The following is a 25,166-nucleotide window of genomic DNA, read 5'->3' as shown; positions in this document are numbered from 1 at the left end:
GATCGACGAAGGATTCGGGACGATTCGGACTGCCGAGCGTAGAATGAACGGCAGTCCGTACATGCGTCGAGCCTGCCTTCGTCGGCTCGCGACCCTCCTGCTCATCGAACGACCAAGACCCGCCTGAAATATCGAGGATCGGACGGATGAACCTGACCCCGGAAGAACGTGAAGTCGGACGCGCCAATTATTTCGAGGCGGTCGGCGCACGCGAAGAAACGACGCGCCGCGGCTTCCTGCGGGACGTGATCGGCCTCGGCGCCGTCGGCGGCATCGGTCTCGGCGCGCTCTACTTCAACTACGACAAACCGGCCAATCCGGTCCGCATCGGCGTCATCGGGACGGGCGACGAAGGGAACGTCCTGCTCGGCGCATGCAATCCCGACTATGTCGAGGTCGTCGCGATCTGCGACATTCGCCCGTCGAGCATTCACCGCGCCTTCCATGGCGACTGGGCGTCGCCTGCGGCCCTTGCGGCGCGGCCCGGCCTGATGAAGGTCTACGGCTGGAACACCGAAGAGGAAGCCCGCAAGCACGTCGCGGTCTACGATCGCTACCAGGACCTGCTCGCCCACAAGGACATCGAAGGGGTCGTCATCGGCCTGCCGCTGCATCTGCACGCCCCGGTCGCGGCTGCGGCGATGAAGAAGGGACTGCACGTCCTGACCGAAAAGCTGATGGCCCACAACGTGGCCCAGTGCAAGGCGATCAGCCAGATCAGCTACCAGCAGGAAGTGCTGCTCGCGACCGGCCACCAGCGGCACTACAATGTGCTGTACGAAAACGCCAAGAACCTGCTGAAGTGGGGCCTGCTGGGTCAGATTCACTTTATCCAGGCGCAGTGGCACCGCGGAAACCTGCCGGGCAAGGATAGCTGGGCTCAGCCCATCCCGGGCGGCGAGAAGATCTGGGGCTCCGAGAAGGTCATCGACGACATCGCTAAGGAGCTGAAGCGGTTCGAAAGCGCACTCGCGGGAGAGTCCGATCCCGCCGCCGCCGAACTGCTGCGCAAGAAAGTCGCCCAGTGGGCCGCCTGGGATCGCGACAAGAACGTCGCGGCGGAAGAGTATGGCTACATGGATGCCAAGTATCCCAGCGGCGCGCCCCGGTCGGCGATGGAAGAACTCGTTCGCTGGCGCATCTGGGAGCGGACGGGCGGCGGCCTGATGGCCGAACTGGGGAGCCATCAGCTCGATGCGGCCAGTCTGTTCGTCAGCGCCCTGCACTCCGCCGAGACGGGCGAGGAGGCTCACGTCCATCCGCTGTCCGTTCACGCCGTCGGCGGTCGTCACGTCTTCCCGAACGATCGCGACGCGGACGACCACGTCTATTGCACGTTCGAGTTCCCCGGACCGCACTACGAGCCGTCGATCGACGTCGGATACAAGGACGTCGTCACGAACTACCCGCCGAAGGACGGCATCGAGGCCTACGCGGAGAACCCGAATCACAAGATCGTCTACTCCTACTCGACCATCAACGGCAACGGATGGGGCGGCTACGGCGAGACGGTGATGGGAACCAAGGGCACCCTCGTTCTCGACAAGGAGAAGGAGGTCATGCTCTACAAGACCAACGACACCGCCACCAAGATCGGCGTGAAGGCCGGCGCCGGCGGACCGACGATGGATACGCAGGCGTCCGGCGGACCTCCCGCCGCGGTCGCCCAGGCGGCCCAGCCCGAAGACGTCAGCCGCGGCTACCGCGAAGAGATCGAGCACTGGGCCTGGTGCATCCGGAATCGTTCGCCGGAGAATCGTCCCCGCTGCTATCCGGAAGTCGCCACCGCCGACGCCGTCGCCGCGCTGACCGCGAAGTACGCCGTCTCCCAGGGTCAGAAGGGGAAGGGCGGCTTCATCGAGTTCAAGCCGGAGTGGTTCGACATCAACGATCCCGCGACGCCGGACGGTTCCAGCGTCGAAGCCGAACTGTCGAACTTCAAGAACGCGTAGACCCGCTCTGGCGATACAGCGTTCTCTGACAGATGCTAGGAAGGTCGCCGACGTCGTCGGCGACCTTCTTTTCATGCGCAAGAGCCCTGCCGGCTCGATGAACAGCGATGACCTACGACCTGGTCGTTCTCGGAGGAGGGATCATCGGCCTGGCGACCGCCTGGCGCTGGTCGCTTCGTCGACCGGGCGACGCGATCTGTCTGGTCGAGAAGGAGCGTGACGTCGCGCTTCATCAGTCGGGTCGGAACTCCGGCGTCCTGCACTCCGGCATCTACTACAAGCCGGGCTCCCGTCGCGCGGAAGACTGTCGCGCGGGCAAGCGAATGTTGGAAGCGTTCTGCCAGGAACGCGGCATCCGCTACGAACTCTGCGGCAAGGTCATCGTCGCGGTCGACGAGAGCGAACGGCCGGCGCTCGACCGGATCTTCGAACGAGGCCGGGCGAACGGCGTCGCCTGCGAGCGGATCGGACCTGAACGCCTCGCCGAACTCGAACCGCACGCGTGTGGGGTCGAAGCGATCCACGTTCCTGAAGCGGGGATCGTCGACTACCCCGCGGTCTGCCAGGAACTGGCGAAGTCACTCCGCGCGGCAGGCGCGGACCTGCGGTTCGGAACCCGCGTCGTGCGCGTCGAGGCGACGCTCGATCCCGCGATCGTGCAGACGGATGCGGCGCCGATCCGCGGACGACGCATCGTCAACTGCACGGGCCTGTTCAGCGATCGCGTCGCGAGGGCCAGCGGCGTCGACGTCGACGCCCGGATCGTCCCCTTCCGCGGCGAATACTACGACCTCGTCCCCGCCGCGCGGCAGCTCTGTCGAAACCTGATCTATCCCGTTCCGGACGGACGCTTCCCTTTCCTGGGCGTGCACTTCACGCGCCGGGTCGACGGCAGCGTCGAATGCGGACCGAACGCCGTGCTCGCCCTCGCTCGCGAAGGGTACGCCTGGCGAAACGTGCGGCTGGGCGACCTGTTCGAGTCGCTTACCTTTCCAGGCTTCCTTCGACTGGCGGCAGGCAATCTCCGCCCCGGCCTCGGCGAGATGCAGCGTTCGCTCAGCAAGTCGGCGTTCGTGCGGGCCCTTCAGAATCTCGTGCCCGAGATCCGCGGAGAGCAACTCGTTCCCGCGAACGCCGGCGTGCGAGCGCAGGCGCTGACCCGCGCGGGAGCCTTGGTCGATGACTTCCTGGTCGTCGCGCACGGGCGGATGGTGCACGTGGCGAACGCCCCCTCGCCCGCCGCGACCGCGTCCCTTCGCATCGGCGAAGAGATCTGCGACCGGCTGGCGCTGCTGGACTGACCGCTCTCAGGTCGAATCCCGAAAGTGGGCGTCCGCCTGGTCGACGATATGCTGCAGGAAGCTCGCCTTCGCCCGTTCGTACCCTTCGCGATCGTCCGGCGCCGCGGAGAGTCGCTGACGACGCAGTCGCAGGTAACTCTCCGCCGCTTCCTCGCGGGTGCGGAGCCAGTCGCGGATCAGCAGCCGCCGCGACCACGCTTCTCCGCCGAGTTCGACCAGCGTCACCGAAAACGCCGCGATGAGCCCCTTCGGCTTGAGCAGATAGATCGCGCCGTCCGGATCGTCGAACGGCGCCGGCTGGGGGCAGTAATCGAGGCCGCGGAGATAGGGTAGCGTCCGCTCGATCTCGTCCGCGTCGTCGACCGCCGCGATCATATCGATGCAGGGAAGCGAGCTCATCCCCGGCACGGACGTCGCGCCGACATGCTCGACCGCTCCGATCGCTCCCTCGGCAGCGAAGAGGATCAACGACCGCGCCTGTTCGAATTCCTGACGCCAGCGATCGTCGTACGAGTGAAGGCTAAGTGGAACGTCCCTGGACACGAGCCCGTTCGTTCGTCGAAGGAAACGGCCGCGCCTGCGAGAGAGGACTCGCCCGGCGCCGCGACAGTGTAGAAGATGCGGGGTCGGCGACCATCGGCAGCGTCGCTATTCCCCACGGAAAAATCTAGGCGCCGATATCGGTCGTCGGGGCGACAATTTCGTCTGGCACCCGCGGAACACCGACAAGAGCAGAGCGCCGGGGAAGCTACGCCCGACAGCAGCGATGATGGCCAGGGCGACGGATCGTTTCTGTAAGTTCGACGATCTCTACTCGGGGGGCAGCAAACTACGGCTGAGGCATTGAACTGTCCGGCGGCCCCGATTGAACGTCGTCCGCCCCAATACGATCCGAGAACTCGATCAGAAGCGCCGTTAGCCAAGCGATCGCTAGACAAAGCGCCAGAATGACGACGACCAGAACCGCTCGCAGTGCAACGCTCAAGGGGGGCCTGTCATCGATTGAGGCGAAGGAATTAGACGAGCTTTGCGGCGGTTTGTAAGGATTGGCCATCCGATCAGCCTACCCTGGCCAGACGTGATGCCCAAACTAGCCCACTACCACGACGCCTCGCCGCTTGACGGAATGCCGGAAGCGGCGGTATGTTGGCGAGCTTTCCCGCATGTCACCCTAGCTGGCTCTCGCGCCGGAGCGCGTCATGGTTCTGCGACCTCGCACCGCCTACAAGAAGAAGCTGCGCAATCGTCGCTGCAGCAAGTGCAACGCGAAGCTCAACAACAAGCTGACGCGCTGCCCCAAGTGCGCCTGCGCCAACGCGTTGCCCGGTAAGTAGTTACCGCGGCTCGCTTTGCGGCGACTGCCTGCTTCGGCGTCGCCTGTCGCCCCCGCCCTGCTTTCACGGCGGGGCGTGCGCTGCGCGCCAGGATGCGTTCGCGAGAGCGGTTCGTTAAGCGCCGGCACATAGCTCCGATTGCGTCGCTCGCCCCGTCGCAGTTCCGGGGTGCTCGCAGCTCCGGGCAACTTCTGCCCCCAGAAGTTTCGTCAGTTATACTGACGGTGCCACGCGCAGCGACGCCCGCGGCGTCGATTCTCCCCCGCCTCCCTGCGCGCCGGGGTCGACCGCTCGATCGGTCGACTCGCGTAATTCGTTACACGATTCCCAAGGTTCGATCGATGCGTTTCGCACGTTTCTGTCTCGCGGCGCTCTTTCTGTCCGTCGCCGCCCTGCACGGCGACGAACCGGCAGGCGCTGGTTTAGGACTCGTCAAGGAGAAGCCGGCGGACGGTCGGTACGTCGAGACCGACAAGGGCTTCATGGTGCCCTATACCTTCGATCTGCCGATCCACATCGGCAGCGACAAGGGAACGGTCACCATGGTTCCCGTTCCGGGCGGCACGTTCCGCTTCGGCAGCCCCGAGAGCGAACAGGGACGCGACGCCGTCGAGGGCCCCGCCTTCGAGGTGAAGATCGAGCCTTTCTGGATCGCCGACAAGGAGGTCTCCTGGGCCGAGTACCAGGCCTACATGGCGATGAGCGATCTGTTCGTGAAGTTCGCCGTGGCGGAGGTCCGCCCGCTCGATGATGAACATGCCGCCGACGTCGTTTCGGCCCCGTCGAACCTGTACGACCCCAGCTTCACCTACGGCAACGGCGACGAGCCGACGCTGCCCGCGGTGACGATGAGCCAGTACGCGGCCAAGCAGTACACGAAGTGGCTCAGCCTGCTGACGGGCCAGTTCTATCGCCTCCCCAGCGAAGCCGAATGGGAGTACGCCGCCCGGGCGGGGTCCGACGGTCCCTACTTCTTCGGCGACGACGCCGCGATGCTCGACGAATACGCCTGGTACGCGAACAACTCCGACGGCGCCACGCATCCCGTCGGCGAAAAGAAGCCTAATCCCTGGGGACTCTACGACATCTACGGCAACGCAGCGGAGTGGACGCTCGACGCCTACACGGAAGAGGGCTACGCCAAGGCGAAGGAACAGGGCGATACGGCCGCCGCCGTCATTCAGTGGCCGACGACCCGCTATCCCCGCACGCTCCGCGGCGGATCGTACGCGATGAACGCCAATCAGCTCCGCAGCGCCAGCCGCTGGGCCAGCAGCGACGACGACTGGCGGGAAGAAGATCCGAACATTCCGAAGTCGCCCTGGTGGTTCACGCAGGAGGACGCGCTCGGCGTCGGCATGCGGATCATCCGCCCGCTGAATCCGCCGACCGACGTCGAAGGCAAGGAGAAGTTCTGGAAGGCCGACGTCGAGGAGATCCAGGAAGACGTCGACTACCGCATCGACGCCGAAGGCCGCGGCGCCTACGGCTGGATCGACCAGAACCTGCCCGCCGCGAAGGCCGAAGTCGAGAAGAAGTAGGTCGCTTCTCGCCCCGCTACGGCTGCCTGATCCTCGTAAGAAGGAGCGCCTGATGAGGTTCGCGTTCAGCCCCGTCGCGATGTTGCTTCTCATGCCGTTCGCCCTGCTGGCGGACGAGCCTCCTGCCTCGACGCCAGAGCCCGCCGAGACGCTGGGTCTGGTGAAGGATCGGCCGACGGAGGGCCGTTTCGTCGAGACCGACCGCGGCTTCATGGTGCCCTACACCGTGAGGCTGCCGCTGAAAGCAGGCGAGACCGAGCCTACCTTCACGATGGTCCCGATCCCCGGCGGCACGTTCCGCTTCGGCAGCCCGGATAACGAACCGGGTCGCGACGCCTCCGAGGGCCCTGCGTTCGAAGTGAAGGTCGAACCCTTCTGGATCGCCGACAAGGAAGTGACCTGGGCCGAGTACCAGACCTTCATGGCGATGACGGACGTCTTCGTCGATTTCGCCGTTCAGAAGGTCCGCCCCGTCGACGATCCGCAGGCGGCGGACGTGATTTCGTCGCCGTCGAACCTCTACGAACCGAGCTTCACTTACGTCAACGGCCAGGAGGCGAATCTCCCGGCAGCGACGATGAGCCAGTTCGCGGCTCGGCAGTATACGAAGTGGCTGAGCCTCCTCACTGGCGAGTTCTATCGGTTGCCGAGCGAGGCCGAATGGGAATACGCCGCGCGAGCCGGTTCGGAGGATCCCTACTTCTTCGGCGACGATACGTCGAAGCTCGGCGACTACGCCTGGTACGAAGCGAACTCGGAAGACGCGACCCACCCGGTCGGCCAGAAGCGGCCGAGTCCGTGGGGACTCTACGACATCTACGGCAACGTCGCGGAGTGGACGCTCGATGCGTATACCGAAGATGGGTACGCGAAGGCGAAAGTGCGGGGCGATACGGCCGCCGAAGTTCTGCAGTGGCCCACGACGCGGTATCCCCGCACGCTGCGCGGCGGCTCCTACGCGATGGAGGCGAATCAGCTGCGCAGCGCCAGCCGCTGGGGCAGCGATGACGATGAGTGGAGAACGAGCGATCCGAACTACCCGCAGTCGCCCTGGTGGCTGACGGAGTCGCCGACGCTGGGCGTCGGAATGCGAATCATCCGTCCGCTGAATCCTCCCGCCGACGCGCCGGCGAAGGAACGCTACTGGGAAGCGGGCATCGCCGACATTCAGGACGACGTCGACAGCCGAATCTCGGACGGCAAAGGCGCTCTCGGCCGAGTCGATCCCGAGCTGCCGGCGGCGAAGGAAGCGAGCGGGAAGAAGTAGGACGCCGGCGAGGTCGCGAACGCGTATCATGGCGGCTCGTCCCTGAACGACCGCCACGCGAAAGGCGCACGATGCGCATCGAGATCCGCCGGTTCGACCTGCCGCTCAAGCGTCCCTTCGGCATCTCGCGCGGGACGAGCCTCTCGCAGCGAACGATCCTCGTCAGCCTCGCGGCAGGCGACGTCGTCGGTCACGGGGAGGCGACGACCAACGACTACTACGGCGTCAGCGATACGGGGCTGGTCGCGGCCGTGACGGCGGTCGCTCCCATCCTGCAGACCTGGCCGCCCGGTCCGCCCGAAGAATTGTTCGACGCCATCGAACCTCTGCTCGCCGGCAGCGCGTCGGAATCGGGCGAGCGACGCTTCGCGCTCTGTGCCATCGATCAGGCGATGCACGATCTGTGGGGCAAGCTGCAGGGCCAGCCGCTTTACCGCAGGTGGGGCGGCGACCTGAGCGACGTGCCGGTCTCGAACTACACCGTCGCTCTCGACGCGATTCCGGCGATGGTGGAGAACCTGCGCGAGAACGCCGGCTGGCCCCGCTACAAGATCAAGCTGGGGCGCGAAGACGACCTGGAGATTCTCGCCGCGCTCCGGGCGGAGACCGACGTTCCCTTCCGCGTCGACGCCAACGCCGGCTGGTCGTTCGACCGGGCCTGCGAAATGGTCGAGGCTCTCACGCGGTTCGGCGTCGAACTGATCGAACAGCCCCTCTCCGTCGAGGATGACGACCGCATCGCGGAGTTGGCGAAGCTCTCTCCCCTGCCCCTGTTCGCGGACGAAAGCTGCCGGGTCGTGGCCGACGTCGATCGCTGCGCCGACGCCGGTTTCGCAGGCGTGAACCTGAAGCTGGTGAAGTGCGGCGGTCTAACGCCAGCGCGGCGCCTGATCGAACGGGCCAGAGCCCGCGGCCTCTCTGTCATGGCGGGCTGCATGACCGAGAGCAGCGTCGGAATTTCGGCGCTCGCCCAGCTCTTGCCGTGGCTCGACTACGTCGACCTCGACGGCGCCTATCTTCTGGCCGAAGATCCCGCGGAAGGCGTCCGCGTCGACAAAGGGATCGCGACGTTTCCGGAAGCGGACGCTCCCGACTCGACCGGAACGGGCGCTCGGCTGATCGATCCGGCAGCAGGCCTGATCGCGACGTTCGAGGGCTGACGCTCGTTCGCCTGGAGTATGTGTGCCATGGCTGGCTTGTCCAGCCGTGCCGAATGGTGAGCGTCGCATGCACGGCTGGAAAAGCCAGCCGTGGCACACGAAGGCGCGAACCCGCCGATCCGCGCACGAAAAAGCGGCAGACCGTACGGACGATCCGCCGCTTGAAATCTCGATGGCTGGACGAGTTACTCGCCGACGTACGGCATCAGCGCCATGAACCGGGCGCGCTTGATGGCCGAGGCGACCGCGTGCTGGCTGGCGGCGGTGCAGCCCGTCTTGCGACGGCCCACGATCTTGCCGTGACGATTGACGAGCTTCTTCAGAAACTCGGTGTCCTTGTAATCGACGAACAGCGGACGCGGGCGTTCGCCGTCGACGAAGAGCGGATCCTTGCGGACCGTCTTCGTCTTGACTCGCGTACGACGCTTCTGACGATTGCTTTTGGCGTTTTTTCCGCCGCGCTTGAACGGGGGCATAGCTGACGCGAAAGAAGCAGGGATCCCCGACGCCTGTCCGTCGGTGCGGCGGGCGAAGCTCGAAAAGGGTCGAGCGGGTCGGTTCGGGGGAAGCGGGTCAGTTTACCGAAGGTCGGGCGAAACTCAAGGCGTCGCCGGGATTTTCAGGTGGGGAGTCCCGGATGCTCGCGCATGCCGTCCGCCCCATCGCCGAATTCACGCGGCTGCAGGCGCCGGCGCGACGATTTCCAGCAATTCCACGCCAGGAAGTCCGTCGCAGTAAATGAATGCCGATCGCCCGTAGCAGGTCGCTTCCGGAGCGATCCCGAACAGCGATTGCAGTTCTGGGCCTGGTTCCACCTTCCAGAGCGAAACGAGCAAAACGTTGCGCAGCACCCCGTTCTCGATCAGCACGCGACCCAGCGGCGTTCGTTCCGATTCGATTTCCGCCTGCACCGCGGGCGAGAGCACGCTCCTGGTCAGCCGGACCAGGCCGAACTGCACGACGGCGCCGTCGGTCGATCGGCGGAGGAGAATCTTCCGCGAATAGTGCGTCGGCGTCGCCTGGCGGTCCAGCACCTCGACCTCGACAGGACAGCCGTGAAATCGCTCGACCGTCACGGTCATGTGCTCGTCATGGTCGAGCAGCGAACCGTAAGGCGCGGGAAGCGACCCGAGCGCCGCGGGAGCGAATTCGCCGAGCTGCGCCGAATCCTCGTAAAATAGCTGGAGCAGCGTATCGAGTTCCGGCTGCGACCGCCGCACGGGAAGGGCCTCGCTTACGTCCATCGGCAGCTCGTTTCCCTCGGTCGAACGGTCCGACGGGCGGACGGGGCAGGAAGATCGAAAGGCTGGCGTCGCGGCAGGAAGGCCTCTGTTCCCCGGATGGGCGAAGGGCCGAGAGTTCTATCTTATCGATTCGCCATCCGTTTCGACAACGTTTTCGCGCTAACGTTCCTTCATTTCGTGCCTCATGCCTGCCTCGCACGCGACGACGCTAAGCCGAACGCTCGCCCGACTGCTGGCGGACGAGCTTCCCCGGCGTTTTCCGCGCTGGGGCGCGCTCCGACAAATCGACCCGATCGCTGGCGGCTTCAGCGGGGCGAGTCTCTTTCGCGTGGCGAGCGAGGCCGGGTCGTTCGCGGTGAAACTTTCGCCGGCAGCAGGAAACCTGCCGGAAGCGACCGCCGCCCGACATCGCGTGATCGAACAGATCGCCGCCCTCCTCGCAGCCGACCGAATCCAGCCCCTCTTTCCCCGTCTCGAACGCGACGCTTCCGGAGCGACGGTCGGGTCGTTTACGGCGGTGTCCCAGGCGTTCGTGGTCGAAGCCCGCGACTGGCTGGAGAATAAGGGCGCGGGGAGCGAAGGCGCTGCCCTTCTCGATCGGCCTACTGTGACCCCCGCGCGCCGCGACTCGGACGCCCTGATCGCCTCGGCGTTCGAACTGCTCGCCCGGTATCACCAAGCCGCTCGCCGGGTCGTTCTGACGGACCGCGATCGGACGTATCTCCAGCCGGCGACGCCGCTTCCGGAGCGCTACGTACAGGAATGGCGCCTGGCCGCGAGCACGAATCCGGCCGCGATCGAGGCGGCGACGGACCGGCTACCGCTCGACCTCCGCGAGCCGGCCCGAAGTTACCTGTCGCGACTGCCGGCGGAGGAGCGCCGGATCGCGGCTTCCCTAAGTTCTCTGCCCGGCAGTTCTCCCGGGTTGTGCCTTTGTCTCCGGGACTCGCATCGAAACAATATCGCGTACCGAAGCGAGGTCGCCCGGGAGTTCTTCGACTGGGACGCCCTGCGATTCGACCGGCGGGTGGGAGATTTCGCCCGACTTTCCGCCTCCTTCGGTCTGGAGGCGGACGAGGCGGAGAACCTGATCGTCTCCCTTCTCGACCCCGAATCGCCGATAGAACGATGGACTGCCTGGGAGTCTGCCGCGCTTCGTCCGATCCTGGCGACGCAGGTCTGGCTCCCGCCGCTCAACTGGCTGAAGTGGCTGCTGGTCGAAGAAAGATCGTTCGACGACCCGCCCGCCGCCTTCTCCAGATTGCGGGAAACCCTTCATCTTGCGATTCTCCGACCCTTCTCGATCGGCGAAGCGTAAGGAGAAGCCGGTCGGTCCGTCGTTCAAGAGAGATCGTTCCCCAGCGAACTCCCCTGGCGGGATTCGCCGGGTCCGTGCAGCCGGATCCTTTCGTCCGGAACGCGGCAGTCGTGTTGGCGAGTCTCGCGTCGAGCCGGTATCCTAAAGCAACTACGGATCGACAGTTCGGGCGTTCCTTCGACGATCGAAGGGGCGTTCTTTGGACAGGCGTCGCAGGCTCCGCCGGACGCTCCTTTCGAACAGCATTCAGCGACACGTCAGGTCGAACATGATGCGACCCCTGCGCTTTTTCGTTTCTCTGCTCGTCCTGACCGTCTCGGTTGGCGCGACGGCCCACGGTCAAGCGAACTTCGGCCAGTCAGCCTTCGGCGAGAGCGCCTTCACGCCTTCGTCGGATGCTGCGGCGCCGGCGCTCCCGGATTTCTTGCAAGGCTTCGAAGCGTCGCCTGGCGCGACCTCCGCGTCGGTCGAACTCTCCGGCGGCTATCGGCTCGCCCCGGATGAACGCAGCGGCATCCTGACGGTGACGGCAGAGATCCCTTCGCGCTACCACATCTACTCGCTGACGCAGAAGCCCGGCGCTCCGGCGATGAAGTCGACGCTGACGCTAGTATCGAAGGACGTCGTCGAACTCGATCCCCGCGGCTTCGTCGCGACCCCTTCGCCCCATGAGGTCGTCCTGCCCGGGAGCAAGGTTCCCGTCGAAGAACACTCCGAGAAGGTCGAGTGGTCGATCCCGTTTCGGGTCGCGGACGGCGTCGAACTGAACGGCCTGCCGATCCGTCTCTCCTACGACGGGCAGATCTGCCGGGATGCGGACGCGAACGGCGAGGGCGGCACGTGCATGCCGATCAAGGACGAGCCGATCGAGGCGACGTTCCAGGGCATGCTCACCCGTGCTCCGCAGACGCCCCCGGTCGCAGGCGCCGCGTTCACGGCTTCCCCCGCGCCCGCCGCGTCCCAGGATGCCGTCACGACGGCGAAGCCTTATCGCGCGGAGGGTTCGTCCGCCGCGATCGAAATTTCGATTTCTCCCCGCGTCGTCCAGCCGGGCGAACAGGTCACGCTCTCGGTCAAGGCGGTCGCCGATAAGGACTGGCACGTCTACGCCCTGGAGGCGAAAGATCCCAAGAAGGGTCCCAAGCCGACGCTGATCGTCGTCGAGAATCCTCAGCCCTGGATGACTGGCGCCCCGGTCGCGTCGGAAGAGCCGACGTTCAAAAAAGCCCAGGTCGCGGGGCAACCCGACCAGAAGTACCACGACGAGGTGACGTGGAACTGGACCTGGACCGTGCCTGAAAACGCCGATCCGGGCGTCACGCCGATCGTCGGGCTCGTCGGCTACCAGACCTGCATGGACGACATCTGCCAGCCGCCGCTGGGCCTGAAGTTCTCCACGCAGTTCGCCGTCGGATCCGCCGGCGCCGATGCCGCAGCCAAGGCGATCGCGGTCGAAGCGACGTCTTACTCGACCGTCGCGAAGCTCGCTGCCGCGCCGCAGGACGCCCCTGCGTCTGGAGCGTCTGCGAACGCCGGCGCGCTGCAACTGAATAACATCAAGCCGGCGGAAGGCTCCTCGCTCTGGATGGCCCTCGGCTGGGCCTTTCTGGGCGGGCTGATTCTAAACGTCATGCCCTGCGTACTGCCCGTGCTCGGGCTGAAGGTTTACTCCTTCGTCGAGATGGCGGGCGAGAGCCGCGCGAAGGTCTTCTGGCACAACGTCGCGTACATCTTCGGCCTGCTGGTCGTCTTCTGGGCGCTGGGGACGGTCGCGATTCTGTTTCAGACCGTGTCGCTGTTCGCCGGCAACGCGACGCTGACGCTGGCGATGATCGGCATCGTCTTCGCCATGGCGCTGTCGTTCCTTGGACTGTGGGAGATCCCGATCCCCGGCTTCTCCGGCACGTCGAAGATCGGCAAGCTGGCCGACAAGGAAAGCCTCTGGGGCGCCTTCTTCAAGGGCGTCATCGCGACGATCCTGGCGACCCCTTGCGGCGCTCCGCTCATGTCGCTGGCCCTGACGCAGATCTTCGGACGCAGCCCGCTGGAGGTCTACCTGATCTTCACCTGCATCGGCATCGGGATGGCGTTCCCCTACTTCATCATTGCCCTTAATCCGCAGATCATCGCCAGGGTCCTGCCGAGGCCGGGAGCGTGGATGATCGTCTTCAAGCAGGCGCTCGCGTTCCTGCTCCTGGGGACGGTCGCCTGGCTGGTCTCGACGCTGGACGTGGCGCTGGCCCTGCCGTCGCTCGTGTTCGTGTTCGGCATCTGGCTCGCCTGCTGGATCGTCGGCACGGCCCAGCATCACTACTACGGTTTCGAACGGATGGTCGGCATTTACGCGGCCTCGGGATTGATCATCGCCGCCGCGGGCTTCGCCGCCTTCTCCTCCTACGGCGTGCACGGCGTCACGACCCACCGCGTCGAGGAGAAGATCGCCCAGGCGCGAATCCCGGCGGTCGACGGCTCCGGCCTCGTCACTCAGGTCGCGAATCAGGACCGCGGCGCGAACGGAGCCGTCCGACAGGAAGGCTTCGAACTTCCGTGGGAGCCCTTCACGTTCGCTCGCCTTCAGGAGCTGGCCGGCCAGAACAAGACGGTCGTCGTCGACTTCACCGCCGACTGGTGCCCCAACTGCAAGGTGCTGGAGGCCACGGTCCTCAACACGAAGCCGATCAGGGAGAAGGTCGATTCGCAGGGGGTCGTCACGCTGGTCGCCGACTACACCGACCGTCCGAAAGAGATCCACGAACTGCTGACGCGACTGACCGGTTCCGACCTGATCCCGGTCCTGGCCATCTTCCCCGCCGGCAAACCGCAAGAGCCGATCGTACTGACCGGCGGCTATACCACCGCGACGCTGCTGGCGGAGCTCGATAAGGCAGGCGCTTCGGCACCGGATCGAGCGGTTGCGGTCGTCGAGGAGGAGAAGTTCGAACTCGACTGGCAACCGTTCTCGGACGTTCGATTGCAGGCTCTCGCTTCGCAGGAAAAGACGGTCGTCGTCAACTTCACCGCCGACTGGTGCGTTTGCATCAAGTCGCAGGAAGCGCTCGTTCTCAACACGAAGCCGGTCAAGGAAATGGTCGAGGCGCTGGGCGCCGTGGCGCTCTCCGCGGATTACACCGCCAAGCCGAAAGAGATCGAGGAACTGCTGATTAAGCTGACCGGCTCCGACCTGATTCCGGTTGTGGCCATCTATCCTGCCGGAAGGCACCACGACCCGATCGTCTTGTCGGGCGGCTACACGAGGGAGACGCTTCTCGCCGAACTCGAGAAGGCGGGCGCATCGGCTGGCGTCGCTCAGGCCGCCGACTCTGCCGAAGAAGCGAAAACCGTCGCCGTGATGACTTCGATCGAAAAGGCTCGCTGAAACTGACGCAGCGCGAAGGGACGTTCGCCGCCATGAACTCGCCGTACCAGCCGGGTCTGCAGAATCCTTACGGCGAGTCGGTCGCGAAGCCGGCTCCCACGGCGCCGACGCCCTACCACTATCAATACCAGCCGCCGCCGGGAAAGAGCTGGGTCTGGCTCGCGCTGCTGGGCGGGCATCTGGGGGCGGCCGCCTACCTGGCCTGCGCGGCGGTCCTGCTGATCATCGTCGTCTTCGCTGCCGCCGAAGCGCCGACCGACGAAGACGCCGCCGCGGCTGCGGTGATCTTCGCCATTCTCGCTGCCATGTGCGGCGGCCTGGCGCTTGTTGCGGAGATCGTCACGATCGGGATGCACCTGCGGCACAAGTGGGCCTGGTTCGCGGGCCTCGTCATGTTCGGGCTCTACCTCCCCTCGCTCTTCCTGCCGATCGGCGCCCTCGGCATGTGCGGCCTGCTGATGCCCGGTTCCCGCCGGGATTTCGGCATCGGGTGAAAGGCGACGATGCTTCGAACGGTCGTGCATCCTGCACGGACACGCGATCGGGCAGCTTCGGACATGGAGGGCTGACGTTCTCCGCTCGCCAGGGACGCACGCTACGCTCGAACGACGAGCTTACGCGTTCGCCGGGAACAGCGTCTCGTTCGTCCATTCGCAGCCGCGCTCGCCGGCGACGATCTTGCCGATCTTCCAGGAGTCGATCTCGCAGCCGGCGAGGAGTTCCTGCACGGTGTTGGCGTAGTAGGGGCTGACCGAGAAGATCAGGCCGATCCCCATGTTGAAGACGCGGTCCATCTCGTCTTCGTCGATCTGGCCCAGACCCTGCACCCAGCGGAACGCAGGCGGCACGGGCCAGCTTTCCCGCTGAAACACGGCCCGCACGCCGGGCGGCAGCAGACGGTGGAAGTTCTCCGCGATGCCGCCCCCCGTGATGTGGGCGATGCCGTGGACCGGCTGCTTGACCGCGTAGTGCCGCAGGATCTTCCGCACCGGCTGGGCGTAGATTCGCGTCGGCTCGATCAGGACGTCGCCGACGGTCTTGCCGAGTTCCTCGACGTAATCGGTCGGGCTGAAGCCGCCCACTTCGAAGACGGCCTTTCGCAGCAGGCTGTAGCCGTTGGAGTGAAACCCGCTCGACGCGGCGCCGATCAGGACGTCGCCGTCCGCGATCGCCTTGCCGTCGATGACCCGGTCCCGTTCGACCACGCCGACGCAGAACCCGGCCAGATCGTAATCGCCCCGGGCGTACAGATCGGGCATGATCGCCGTCTCGCCCCCCAGGAGCGAGCAATCGGCCTGCACGCACCCGTCGCTGACCCCCTGAACGATCTGTTCCAGCCGGTCGGGATCGTCGTGGGACATCGCCACGTAATCGAGGAAAAAGAGCGGCTCGGCCCCGCAGCAGAGGGCGTCGTTGACGCTCATCGCGACCAGGTCGATGCCGACCGTGTCGTGCTTGTCACAAAGCTGGGCGACCTTGAGCTTCGTTCCGACGCCGTCGGTGCACGAGACGAGCACCGGGTCGCGGTAGTTCCGCGAAAAGAGCTTTCCCGGAAAGTCGAGTTGGAACAGCCCCGCGAAACCGCCGTCGAGCTTCAGCGTCCTCGGCGAATAGGTCCGATGCAGGAGCGCGGGGATCCGCGACATCGACTCGGCGTAGACGTCCAGATCGACGCCGGCGCTCTTGTAGGTCAACTTGCTCATTCGGGCCCGGCTGTCGGCGGGAAATGCGGGATTCGCGGCGATTGCGGAACGCTTCGCGAAGCGCCGTCGATTCTATCCGTCGCCCGGCGTTTCCGGTACGCGGGCGCCGGGCGCTGGAAAGCCGCGACGCCGACGTTCGCGAGCGGCGGATTCCGCGGCAGCGACGAGACGTTCCTCGTACGCCCGCGTCGCCGCAGCGACGGAGAAATCGGTCTCCATCCGCCGACGAGCCGGTTCGACCCGCTCCTGCCACGCGGAATAATCGGAAATCGCGTCGTCGATCGCCGCCGCCAGCGCCTGCGGATCGCGGGGCGGAACCAGTCTGCCGAAGCGTCCGCCGTCGAGAATCTCCCGCGGGCCGCTGACGCAGTCGGTCGAAACGACCGGAACCCGACTTGCCATCGCCTCGAGCAGCACGTTCGGCATCCCCTCCGTCTGCGAAGAAAGACAGAACAGCTTCGCGTGCCGCAGAAAGGGATAGGGGTTCGCGGCGTAGCCTTCGAAGACGACGTGCCACTCGATGCCCAGTTCCCCGGCGAGCGATCGGAGCGCGGGTTCTTCCGGCCCCTGTCCGACGATGTGCAGGCGGAGCTCAGATAGATTCCGATCGCGGATCAGCGCGGCGACGGCGCGAATCAGATGGTCGACGCCCTTCTCCGGGATCAGTCGCCCGACCGACACGACGCGAAAGGCGCCGTCGGCGGGATAGGGATTCGGCGACTCCGCGGCCAGCCGATCGATTCGCTCCAGGTCGACCGGATTCAGGATCACGCGAATGCGATCGGCGTCGATGCAGTAAAGCTCCGCAGCTCGTCGGGCGACGCCCGACGAGACGGCGATAAGCTGAGCTGCATCGTGATAGGCCGTCCGCAGGACGCGCTGCTTGAACCAGCGAAAACGCTTCGCCTGGTCGGCCAGGTCGAAGTCAGGGTCCGCGGCGAACGTCGCGACGCGCGGGATCCCCGTCCGCTTCGCCGCCGGCGCCGTCACCAGCGTCGTCACCAGCATCCGCTCGCAAATGACGTCGGGGCGATTTTTTTTCAGGAACGCTTCTAAGCGGGCAATCTGGTCCCGGCGAACGCTTCCCGGCAGACGAATTCTCGACGGGCGATGCTCGTCCGTGAACGCCGCGACCGGCACGTCGGGGGGAACTTCGCTCAGCAGTTCGCCTTCGCGGCGGAGCAGATAGAGCGAGGGATCGAACCGGTCCCGGTCGAGATGCCGCAGGAGGTGGATCGTCTGGCGTTCGCTTCCGCCGGCGCCGAGCGATCCGAGCGCGAACAGCACGCGCAGCCGCGTCACGAACCGGCCTCGTAGGCGCCGGACGTTCCGTTCGGCGAACCCTTCGAACGATCGTAAGCTCCGCCCGCGCGATAACTGCGGTCGAGCAGTTCCATCGGATGCAGGACCGGCAACGGACGGTCGGTCGGCGAGAGCCTTTTCGCGATCTGCAGCGTGCAGCCGGCGTTCGCGCTGACGACGACTTCGGCGCCGGTCTTCGCGATGTTCTCGCGCTTCCGGCGACCGAGGCGGTCGGACATCTCCGGCTGCGTCAGGTTGTACGTTCCCGCCGCGCCGCAGCAGATTTCCGACTCGGGCAGCGGCACGAGCTTCAGGCCCGGAATCTTCGACAGCAGGTTGCGAGGCGCTTCGCGAATCTTCTGCGCATGAGCCAGGTGACAGGCGTCGTGATAGGTCGCCGTCAGTTCGACTGGTCCGGTCGGAGCGATCAGGCCGAGCTCGTCGAGAAATTCCTGCACGTCGCGGATCTTCGCCGCCAGGGCTTCGCGCTCCGGCGTCCCTTCGTCTTCCCAGTGATGGCCGTAATCCTTCAGCATCGAACCGCAGCCGGCGACGTTCACCACCACGGCGTCGACGGCCTCTCGACGGAACGCGGCGACGTTGGCGTCGGCGAAGGCGCGGGCGGGATCGGAGCTTCCGGCGTGATAATGAATCGCGCCGCAGCAGGCCTGATCGCGCGGGATCCAGACCTCGCATCCGTTCGCCTGCAACACCCGGGCGGTCGCCCAGTGGACCTGACGGAACAGGGCGTCCGCCGCGCAGCCGCGAAAGAGCGCCACCTTCGCCCGCCGGGGGCCGATCGCCGGCAAGCGTTCGGGCAGCGCCGGTTCGCTCGGCAGTTCGCGCGGAAGCAGTTCCATCAGCCGGCGGACGCGCTGCGGCGCGACGGCAGCGATCGGACGCGACATGACGTCGAACAGGCCGACTCGCTTGAGCAGGCGCGCGGGAAACAGGCTCCAGCCGAGCCGGTTCGGGTACGGAAACAGGCGAAAAAGGATCCACCGGCGGAACCAGTCGTTCGCTTCAGCCTTCGCGGCGAGCGGCGCCCCTTCGTCGGCCTGAAACCGCGACGGAATGTGGGCGCTCTCCTCCATCGCCACGCGGAACGGTTCGATGATTCGCCCGTACTGGACGCCTGACGGACAGGCCGTCTCGCAGGCACGACAGTCGAGGCACGTTTCGAGGGGCTTCCTGACCGCGTCGTCGAGTTCGAGCCGCCCCTCCGACACGGCCCGCATCAGGTAGATGCGACCGCGCGGCCCCTGGTTCTCGTCGCCGGTCTCCAGATAGGTGGGACACGACGACGTGCAGAGACCGCAGTGGATGCAGTCGAGAAAACGTTCGACGGGCACGGCGTCGCGGACGCCGGGATGACGAGTCGGGAGCATGGACAAGGCGAGCGAACGGTCGGCCGCGCCGCAGGGATGCATGCGGCGGTCGTTCGCGCGTTCCGATTCGCGGGTCAAATACGTCCCGCGTCAGTAACGGTTCACGACCTCGCCGCCGGCGCGGGTGAACATCGATTGTAGCTGCATCAGCGGGAACGAGGCGACATCGTACGACTGGGTCGAACCGTCCGCGAAGAGCACGGTGACCTGACCGTTGCGAGGCTGGATCGTTCCGCCGACGCCGATGGTGTACGCGCCGGGCGAGAGATCGAAATCGGTCGGCGCCGCCCAGGGTCCGATGGGATAGCCTGCGTCGACCAGCAGGACCGTGTTCGACGTGCCGTCGGTGACGTCGACCAGCTTGATCGCCTTCCCCGGCTCCGCGATCAGCCCTACGCCGGTCGGCATGAAGTAGCTGGTCATCGTGGACATATCGTCGGGATGCGTGTACGCCGGAATCGTCGTGCTGGAGATCACCGCGTTCTGCGGACTGTCCCAGGAGGCGTCCTTGTCGAAGGCCTCGTACGCGGCGGATTGCTCCAGGAAGGGAAGCAGCGACACGCGCCAGCTATAAAGGGGCGTGCCGTTGTCGTCCGCTGCGTAGGTCGGCGGAAACGAGCCGTAGGTATCGTGATAGTTGTGAAAGGCGAGCCCGATCTGCCGCAGGTTATTGTCCGACTGAGCCTGCATCGCGGCGCCCTGGACCTGGGCCATGGCCGGAACGACGACCTGGGTCCGGAAAGCCAGCAGGCCGATCACCAGGCCGCCGATCGGCAGCACGCAGAGAACCGTCACCAGCACGCAGGCGAGGATCACCAGGAGGGCGCTTCCGCCGCCGCGAGAGGGCGGAGCGGGCGAAAAATCGCTCTTGGGCAGGCCGATCTGGATCGGCTGGCCGCAGTTCTGACAGCCAGCGGTCTTGCCCGCGAATTGCGGAGAGACTCGCGTCGAGAAACCGCAAGCGGGACAGCGGACGTCGATCATGGCGGTGGCGCGAAGAGACGCGACCGCCTTATCTTCATGCCCCGGGCGATCGGGCGGGGCTTAGTTCGCTATCGGCGGTACGACTTCCGCGCCAGACTCGGACCCGTCGCTGTCGGGTCGGGGATCGAGGCTCGGCTGATTGTCGTCCGGCTCCTGATTCGGTTCGGTTCGCTCCGAGGGAACGTTGGCGTCGATCTTCTGCTGAGGCGTCGGCGTTTCGTTCTGCAAGTCGGTCGTCGAATTCTCCGAAGGCGGTCCGCCGAACGGCAAAATTCCCGTCAGCGCGGCGAGCCCCACCGCCGCGAACACGACGATCACCGCCGCCACGACCAGGAACACGATCGGGTTCGGTCGACCGGCGTCGGTTCCGGTCTGATTGGCTTTGCTCGGCTGGTTCAGCCGCACGGTGACGGCGTTGCCGCAATTGGGACAAGTCGCAGGCGCGCCGACGATTTCCGGCGCAACCTCCATATTGTGTCCGCATTTCGGACAAGAGAACGTTTTCACGATCAGGCTCCTGAAGCGCCGGAGCCTCTTCGCGAGGCTTCGACTACCCGAGCCTCGTTACGAGGCCCGTTTATCTGACAGGCCCGATCGCTCGTTCTTCGACGCGATGCGCGAAACGAAGAACGTCTCCTGACGCCGTTTTCGTTTCCGAAAAGGCGTTCTTGAAGAGAATCGGGCTACCAGGGAAAAATAGGAGCCTGGTCCTTTTCGAGAAGCCTCGTAACGCCCCCCTTTCGAGGGCGACTCACTCCTTCGGCAGGTAGTTCAGCGTGTAGTACGCCTCGCGATGAAGCAGCGGCTCGTTCTCCGTCGAGCGGACGCCGTCGAGGTGAAGCTCGTGGACGTGGCCGATTTCCAGCCCCTTCACGATCAGCCGCACCGACATCCCGTCCTCTGCCACCACGGCCCGTTCGATCGTCGCGACGGTCTCGTCGACGATGGGGCTGCCGTAGCTCGCCTGGAAGATATAGGTGTAGGTCGGCATCCGATACGACGCCGGGTCGCCTGCCGTCGCCTTGTCGACGGGTTTCGTGAACGTCAGTTCGAAGCCGTCCGGCTTGGCCCGCATTTCGTGGACCTCGAACGGCGTCTTGCCCGACCAGTCGAGACGTTCCAGCGCGAACGGCAGCGTCCCGCGTGAGCCCCAGCCGCGGTTCGTTCCGCCCACGAACATCGGGCCCTCCTTCGTCGACAGGAGCGCCAAGGTTCCGGAGCCGAGACCTTCGCGGAAGGGAAAGCAGGCGCCCTGGTAATGGCCGTCGATCTTCTCGAGGAAGACCCGCATCACCGTGGAGAACGTCTGGTCGCCGACGAACATCTGCCCGGCGAACGGTCCGAACTTGCCTTCCGAGACGTCGCAGGCGATGCCGGACGCGGACTGGCCCATCTTCGCGTAGGGGAACAGCACGCAGGGGGGTTCGTATTCCGGGATCTTCGCGGCCTCGGTCATGATCCGGCTGCCGCTTTCCGGCGTCTGCGGAACCGCGCCCAGGTTCGTCGCGTCAGCGTACCACTTGTTGCCGTCGGGATGCCCCTGAAACGAGCCGGGGCGAAGCCACTTCAGGCTGCACGTTCCGTTCCAGGGTCCCTGGTTGTCGGTGTAGAAGACCTCCCCCTCGGCGTTCATGCCGATGCCGCCCGGCGAGCGGATGCCGCTGCACGTGGGGATCGTCACGCCCTCTTCGTTCACCCGCAGGCACCAGCCGCGGAACGGCACCTGGCTGCTGAACGACCCGGTCAGGCAGAGGACGACCCAGATGTTGCCGTCGCGATCGAAGGGGGAGCCGAACGCGTACTCGTGATAGTCGCCCGAGATGCCCCATCCGTCCGAGACGGTTTCGAACAAGTCGGCCAGACCGTCGTCGTCCGAATCCTTGATCCGCGTCAGCTCGCCCCGCTGCGTCGCGTAGACCCAGCCGTCGCGATAAGTCAGACCCAGCACCTCATGCAGGCCGCTCGCCCAGAGGTCGGCGTCGATGTCGTCGGGGTTCTTCGCGAAGGGGTCGCTGAAGAGATAGATGTCCCCGCGACGGCTCGACACGGCCAGTTCGCCGCCGGGGAGCAGCTCGATCGCGCCCGCTTCCAGCACGACGTCTTCCGGGATCGGAAGCCGCGTGATGGGGTAATAATCGTTTTCGTCGGCAGTCGCGAGCGAAGCGAACGCGCCGCACGCGACGGCGGCGAGCAGAAGCGTCGGGATTCCCCAAGTACGCGAGCGAAGCGAACCCATCATATGTCTCCGAGATAGCTCTCGTCCTGCGTGCGTGTCGTACCGGTCGGTCAGGCGAAGAACGGCTGCTTACCAGCGATAATGCAGAAGGACCTTCGACTTGCCTTCTGCCAGCGGAATCAGCAGTTCTTTCTGACCTTCCGAATCGCGAACCGTCGGCGGGTCGGACGATTCGATCGCCAGCGTCCAGGCGTCGTCGATGCGATAGGTCCCGTCAGCCTGCGGCTCGATCTTCGGAGCCCTCAGAACGCGGTAGGTCAGCGCCGACTGCCCCGCGTTGTCGACTTCGATCGTCCGCTTCAAGGAGGGGAACTGCTCCCCTTTCACCGGCTCGGGGAAGTCGGCGAACGTGACGGAAGGCCCGGAGTAGAGGAACGTCGGCTGACCGCTCTTGTTCAGGCGATAACCCTGGAACGACCAGCCGAGTTCCTTCGCGGTCTCCTTCGGCCAGGCGATGCTCGGATCGGTCAGCGTCGTCGCGGGAACGCCGGTCTCGAACTTCAGGATCGAATCGCCGAGCGGGCCCTGAAAGCCGACGCCGCGGTTGGTCCAGTGCCTCGACGCGTCGATGAAGGCGTTCTGCCACAACAGACGGATGCCCAGGCTGTCGGCATCGAAGGCGAGATTCGCGTGCTCCGGATAGCCGACGCCGATCGCGCGCACGCCCGCCCCCTCGATGAAGTTGCGATAGATCACGGGACGCTTCGTGGCGACCAGTTCGATCGCGTCTTCCTCCAGGCCCAGCGGGATCGAGGCGCTGGGACCGTAGGAGAGGTACTGCCAGACGGCCTGGATCTGCTGCCGGGTGTCGCCGCCGAGCGTGTCGGGAAAGAAGCTCTGCCCGTTCGGCCAGGGCGCCGGCATGCGCGTGCCGGGGCGGTACTGCTGCGGGTCGAGCAGATAACGCTCGAACCAGTCGCGGCGGAGACGCTTGTGCATCGTCGTCAGGCTGATCGCCTGGATGCCGGTCGCCTTCTTGTCCGCGAAGGTGTGGCACTTGATGCAGGAGAGCGCCTTGCCGCCGACCAGGTGGCGCCCGATCGACGTGATCTGTCCGGCCTGAAGATCGATCGCCGGTTCCGTCAGCAGGCTCTGCTCGTCGAGGGTCGTGAGCTGGTCCGCCAGATCGCCCAGCGCCGCGCTGCCGAACTTCGGCATCCGCGTCATCATGTAGGGCCGTTCCTTGGAACCCTTTTCGAGGACTTCCTTCAGCCACTCGGGCTTCAGCTTGTCGCCCGTGCCGGTCAGCAGGGGCGGCACGCGTCCTTCGTCGCCCATCTCCGGCTGATCGGTGATGAACCATTCCAGGCGCGCCGTCTCGACGCCTCCCGCCTTGCCGCGCTGGTGGCAGGCATAGCAGTTGAGCGCGACGAACTTGCGATGAATGGCTTCCTCGCCCTGGGGTCGCTCGTTCGCGCGAGCCTTCGCCGTCTTGAGCGCCGCGGACAGCAATTTTCGCTGCGCGGGTCTCAGGTCGTAATCGGGCAGGCCCGCCGCCGGCTGTTCGGCCAGGCATCCCCCCTCGGCCTTCAGGTCGAACAGCTTCTTGATGGAAGCGTTCGACGCGAGATCCTTCCCGGCGGCGTCCTTCGCGGCATGGCAGGCGACGCAGTTCCGCTTCGCGAAGACCTCGGCGCCGCGCGCGGCAAGCGCCGGGTCGAGCACGAACTCAGGCGTGTCGTCGTCCGACTCTGGCTTCGTCTCTTCGACATACAGCAGCGCGTCGAGTCCCGTCTCCGTGAGTCCGGGACCCTTCACGCGGACTTCCAGCGCTTCCTCGCCCGCCTGCTCGAAGTATTCGACGGTGACGGCGTGGAGTCCTTCCTTCAGGTCGACGCTCGCTCGCTTCTCGCTGCGGGGATGGATCCCGTCGATGCTGACGATCTCCTTGCCATCGATCCAGAGCGCCGATCCGTCGTCGGAGGCGAGCATGAATTCGTATTTGCCGGCCTTCGAGATCTTGATCTGGCCGTCGAACCGCAGGCCGAAGGCGTCCTTCTGACCGGCGATTTCGATCGAAAATCCGAACGCCGGAACGGTCGCCTCCGACTTCGCGGCGCGGAGCTCGGCGAGCGAGTTGAACGATCCCTTGAAGATCTCCGCCGTCAGGTTCGAGGCGACCTTCATATCCCGCAGCAGGTAGCTGGCGAGGTCCGAGGCCTCCGCGTCATCCAGATTCAGGCTCGGCATCCGACCCGAGGGACGTGCGCCGTGCGGATCCTTCAGGAACGCGTTCAGCGAGGCGACGGTGTACTTGGCGGAAAGCGGTTGCGGCAGCGGCACGCTATGCGCCAGCTCCTGCTCGACACTCATCGGGTCATGGCAGGCGACGCAGCCGACGCGATGGAAGATCTGTTCGCCGCGGGCGATGCCGGAAGGCGTGGGGCTGCCGTGGGCGAGCGTCCCCTTGCTGGCCAAGAAGTGCGTAAGCGCTTCGACCTCGTCCTTCTTCGTCGCCTCGTCGACGCCGGCGAACATGTCGGGCATCACCGCGCCCGGCTTGGCCGCGTGCGGCGCGGAGAGATACTCCCGCAGCCACTCGGGCCGAACGCGAGCGCCGACGGAATCGAGGTTCGGCGCCGTCCTGACGTTCAGCCCGGCAGCGAACTCGCCCACCGCCTTATGGCAGGCGACGCAGTTGAGTTCCTGCACCAGCAGGTCGCCCCCCTCGACGGTCGCGTCATCCGAGAGATTCTCGGCCGATTCGTAGAAACGTTCGACGGACGGGATCACGGGACCCGGACTGGCCGGATCGGCGCCGAGGGCGACGGAACTCGCGAGCGCGAATCCAGCGAAAGCCAGCTTGGCTCCGTCGAGAATTCGGACCGGCGTCAGCGTGCGCAGGAAGTCATGCATCGACCGGAGGGCTCCGGAAACGTGGCGGGCGAAACGAGAGGCGAGACGCGAGAAGGATCGAGCGAAACGGACTGCGCGAATGGCGACCTATCCCCTCGATCAGCGGGGTCGGATCACGGTAACAGACGGCGCGTGCCGAGAAAAGCGGATCGATCGAATCCGCCTTCGCTTTCTGTCCGTCGATCGCGCGTACGATAGAAACGA

Annotated in this window: 19 protein-coding genes; 9 read left to right on the top strand and 10 right to left on the bottom strand. The window is 65.7% G+C overall.

Annotated features, from left to right (window positions below; translation table 11 throughout):
• The first annotated feature begins 146 nt into the window (after positions 1-146).
• A complete protein-coding gene (locus tag SH602x_RS12545; RefSeq protein WP_479472633.1) occupies positions 147-1,952 on the top strand; it encodes a Gfo/Idh/MocA family protein in 1,806 nt (601 codons plus the stop codon).
• Between the two features lie 107 nt (positions 1,953-2,059).
• Entirely contained in the window at positions 2,060-3,253 is a 1,194-nt protein-coding gene (gene lhgO / locus SH602x_RS12540) for an L-2-hydroxyglutarate oxidase (protein WP_479472632.1), read from the top strand.
• A 6-nt stretch (positions 3,254-3,259) separates the two neighbouring features.
• Here lhgO and SH602x_RS12535 read toward each other — a convergent pair whose 3' ends face one another.
• A complete protein-coding gene (locus SH602x_RS12535) occupies positions 3,260-3,796 on the bottom strand; it encodes a GrpB family protein (protein WP_479472631.1) in 537 nt (178 codons plus the stop codon).
• Between the two features lie 656 nt (positions 3,797-4,452).
• Between SH602x_RS12535 and SH602x_RS12530 the strand changes: the two genes are divergently transcribed.
• From SH602x_RS12530 to SH602x_RS12515, 4 genes are all read left to right on the top strand, one after another.
• A complete protein-coding gene (locus SH602x_RS12530; protein WP_479468109.1) occupies positions 4,453-4,587 on the top strand; it encodes a hypothetical protein in 135 nt (44 codons plus the stop codon).
• A gap of 341 nt (positions 4,588-4,928) precedes the next feature.
• Positions 4,929-6,128 carry a formylglycine-generating enzyme family protein gene (locus SH602x_RS12525; protein ID WP_479472630.1) on the top strand — a complete coding sequence of 400 codons (1,200 nt, stop codon included), beginning with the start codon at positions 4,929-4,931 and terminating at the stop codon, positions 6,126-6,128.
• 52 nt (positions 6,129-6,180) lie between these two features.
• Positions 6,181-7,395 (top strand): formylglycine-generating enzyme family protein, encoded by a 1,215-nt coding sequence (locus SH602x_RS12520; RefSeq protein WP_479472629.1) that lies wholly within the window; start codon positions 6,181-6,183, stop codon positions 7,393-7,395.
• 71 nt (positions 7,396-7,466) lie between these two features.
• Complete coding sequence (locus SH602x_RS12515; RefSeq protein ID WP_479472628.1) at positions 7,467-8,555, top strand: dipeptide epimerase; 1,089 nt, start codon at positions 7,467-7,469, stop codon at positions 8,553-8,555.
• A 185-nt stretch (positions 8,556-8,740) separates the two neighbouring features.
• Here SH602x_RS12515 and rpsR read toward each other — a convergent pair whose 3' ends face one another.
• Both rpsR and SH602x_RS12505 read right to left on the bottom strand, forming a co-directional pair.
• The gene (gene rpsR, locus SH602x_RS12510) at positions 8,741-9,031 is read right to left on the bottom strand and encodes a 30S ribosomal protein S18 (RefSeq protein ID WP_479468112.1); all 291 of its coding nucleotides are present in this window, start codon (positions 9,029-9,031) and stop codon (positions 8,741-8,743) included.
• Positions 9,032-9,226: 195 nt separating this feature from the next.
• Positions 9,227-9,799, bottom strand: coding sequence for a hypothetical protein (locus SH602x_RS12505; protein WP_479472627.1), 573 nt, complete (start codon positions 9,797-9,799; stop codon positions 9,227-9,229).
• Positions 9,800-9,983: 184 nt separating this feature from the next.
• On the opposite strand from SH602x_RS12505, the gene SH602x_RS12500 reads away from it, so the two are divergent.
• The 3 genes from SH602x_RS12500 (at position 9,984) to SH602x_RS12490 (ending at position 14,987) form a co-directional block, all read left to right on the top strand.
• Positions 9,984-11,117, top strand: coding sequence for a hypothetical protein (locus SH602x_RS12500; protein WP_479472626.1), 1,134 nt, complete (start codon positions 9,984-9,986; stop codon positions 11,115-11,117).
• Positions 11,118-11,385: 268 nt separating this feature from the next.
• The gene (locus SH602x_RS12495; RefSeq protein WP_479472625.1) at positions 11,386-14,493 is read left to right on the top strand and encodes a thioredoxin family protein; all 3,108 of its coding nucleotides are present in this window, start codon (positions 11,386-11,388) and stop codon (positions 14,491-14,493) included.
• A gap of 32 nt (positions 14,494-14,525) precedes the next feature.
• Entirely contained in the window at positions 14,526-14,987 is a 462-nt protein-coding gene (locus SH602x_RS12490) for a hypothetical protein (RefSeq protein WP_479472624.1), read from the top strand.
• 120 nt (positions 14,988-15,107) lie between these two features.
• On the opposite strand, the gene purM is transcribed toward SH602x_RS12490, so the two are convergent.
• The 7 genes from purM to SH602x_RS12455 all read right to left on the bottom strand — a co-directional run bounded on the left by purM (position 15,108) and on the right by SH602x_RS12455 (position 24,962).
• On the bottom strand, positions 15,108-16,196 hold the full coding sequence (gene purM, locus SH602x_RS12485) for a phosphoribosylformylglycinamidine cyclo-ligase (RefSeq protein WP_479472623.1): 1,089 nt from the start codon (positions 16,194-16,196) through the stop codon (positions 15,108-15,110).
• 72 nt (positions 16,197-16,268) lie between these two features.
• Positions 16,269-17,498, bottom strand: a complete 1,230-nt coding sequence (locus tag SH602x_RS12480; protein ID WP_479472622.1) for a glycosyltransferase — start codon at positions 17,496-17,498, stop codon at positions 16,269-16,271.
• Entirely contained in the window at positions 17,495-18,886 is a 1,392-nt protein-coding gene (locus tag SH602x_RS12475) for a (Fe-S)-binding protein (RefSeq protein WP_479472621.1), read from the bottom strand. Before SH602x_RS12475 ends, SH602x_RS12480 begins: the two co-directional genes overlap by 4 nt.
• Positions 18,887-18,976: 90 nt before the next feature.
• Positions 18,977-19,870, bottom strand: a complete 894-nt coding sequence (locus SH602x_RS12470; RefSeq protein ID WP_479472620.1) for a DUF1559 family PulG-like putative transporter — start codon at positions 19,868-19,870, stop codon at positions 18,977-18,979.
• Positions 19,871-19,930: 60 nt separating this feature from the next.
• A complete protein-coding gene (locus SH602x_RS12465; RefSeq protein ID WP_479472619.1) occupies positions 19,931-20,377 on the bottom strand; it encodes a TFIIB-type zinc ribbon-containing protein in 447 nt (148 codons plus the stop codon).
• 244 nt (positions 20,378-20,621) lie between these two features.
• Positions 20,622-22,106: a PQQ-dependent sugar dehydrogenase family protein gene (locus SH602x_RS12460; RefSeq protein ID WP_479472618.1), complete on the bottom strand. Its 1,485-nt coding sequence runs from the start codon at positions 22,104-22,106 to the stop codon at positions 20,622-20,624.
• A gap of 69 nt (positions 22,107-22,175) precedes the next feature.
• Positions 22,176-24,962 (bottom strand): c-type cytochrome, encoded by a 2,787-nt coding sequence (locus SH602x_RS12455; protein ID WP_479472617.1) that lies wholly within the window; start codon positions 24,960-24,962, stop codon positions 22,176-22,178.
• Between the last annotated feature and the right edge of the window lie 204 nt (positions 24,963-25,166).

The sequence above is a fragment of the Lignipirellula cremea genome, from assembly GCF_056501455.1.
The sequence above is the reverse complement of the archived record's forward strand: the minus strand, read 5'-3'. Positions and strand labels throughout refer to the sequence as shown.

What these genes read in the sequence shown, in the direction of transcription:
- SH602x_RS12545 (WP_479472633.1), top strand. Translation starts at nt 147, where the DNA reads ATGAACCTGACCCCGGAAGAACGTGAAGTCGGACGCGCCAATTATTTC.
- lhgO (WP_479472632.1), top strand. Translation starts at nt 2,060, where the DNA reads ATGACCTACGACCTGGTCGTTCTCGGAGGAGGGATCATCGGCCTGGCG.
- SH602x_RS12530 (WP_479468109.1), top strand. Translation starts at nt 4,453, where the DNA reads ATGGTTCTGCGACCTCGCACCGCCTACAAGAAGAAGCTGCGCAATCGT.
- SH602x_RS12525 (WP_479472630.1), top strand. Translation starts at nt 4,929, where the DNA reads ATGCGTTTCGCACGTTTCTGTCTCGCGGCGCTCTTTCTGTCCGTCGCC.
- SH602x_RS12520 (WP_479472629.1), top strand. Translation starts at nt 6,181, where the DNA reads ATGAGGTTCGCGTTCAGCCCCGTCGCGATGTTGCTTCTCATGCCGTTC.
- SH602x_RS12515 (WP_479472628.1), top strand. Translation starts at nt 7,467, where the DNA reads ATGCGCATCGAGATCCGCCGGTTCGACCTGCCGCTCAAGCGTCCCTTC.
- rpsR (WP_479468112.1), bottom strand. Translation starts at nt 9,031, where the DNA reads ATGCCCCCGTTCAAGCGCGGCGGAAAAAACGCCAAAAGCAATCGTCAG.
- SH602x_RS12505 (WP_479472627.1), bottom strand. Translation starts at nt 9,799, where the DNA reads ATGGACGTAAGCGAGGCCCTTCCCGTGCGGCGGTCGCAGCCGGAACTC.
- SH602x_RS12500 (WP_479472626.1), top strand. Translation starts at nt 9,984, where the DNA reads ATGCCTGCCTCGCACGCGACGACGCTAAGCCGAACGCTCGCCCGACTG.
- SH602x_RS12495 (WP_479472625.1), top strand. Translation starts at nt 11,386, where the DNA reads ATGATGCGACCCCTGCGCTTTTTCGTTTCTCTGCTCGTCCTGACCGTC.
- SH602x_RS12490 (WP_479472624.1), top strand. Translation starts at nt 14,526, where the DNA reads ATGAACTCGCCGTACCAGCCGGGTCTGCAGAATCCTTACGGCGAGTCG.
- purM (WP_479472623.1), bottom strand. Translation starts at nt 16,196, where the DNA reads ATGAGCAAGTTGACCTACAAGAGCGCCGGCGTCGATCTGGACGTCTAC.
- SH602x_RS12475 (WP_479472621.1), bottom strand. Translation starts at nt 18,886, where the DNA reads ATGCTCCCGACTCGTCATCCCGGCGTCCGCGACGCCGTGCCCGTCGAA.
- SH602x_RS12470 (WP_479472620.1), bottom strand. Translation starts at nt 19,870, where the DNA reads ATGATCGACGTCCGCTGTCCCGCTTGCGGTTTCTCGACGCGAGTCTCT.
- SH602x_RS12460 (WP_479472618.1), bottom strand. Translation starts at nt 22,106, where the DNA reads ATGGGTTCGCTTCGCTCGCGTACTTGGGGAATCCCGACGCTTCTGCTC.
- SH602x_RS12455 (WP_479472617.1), bottom strand. Translation starts at nt 24,962, where the DNA reads ATGCATGACTTCCTGCGCACGCTGACGCCGGTCCGAATTCTCGACGGA.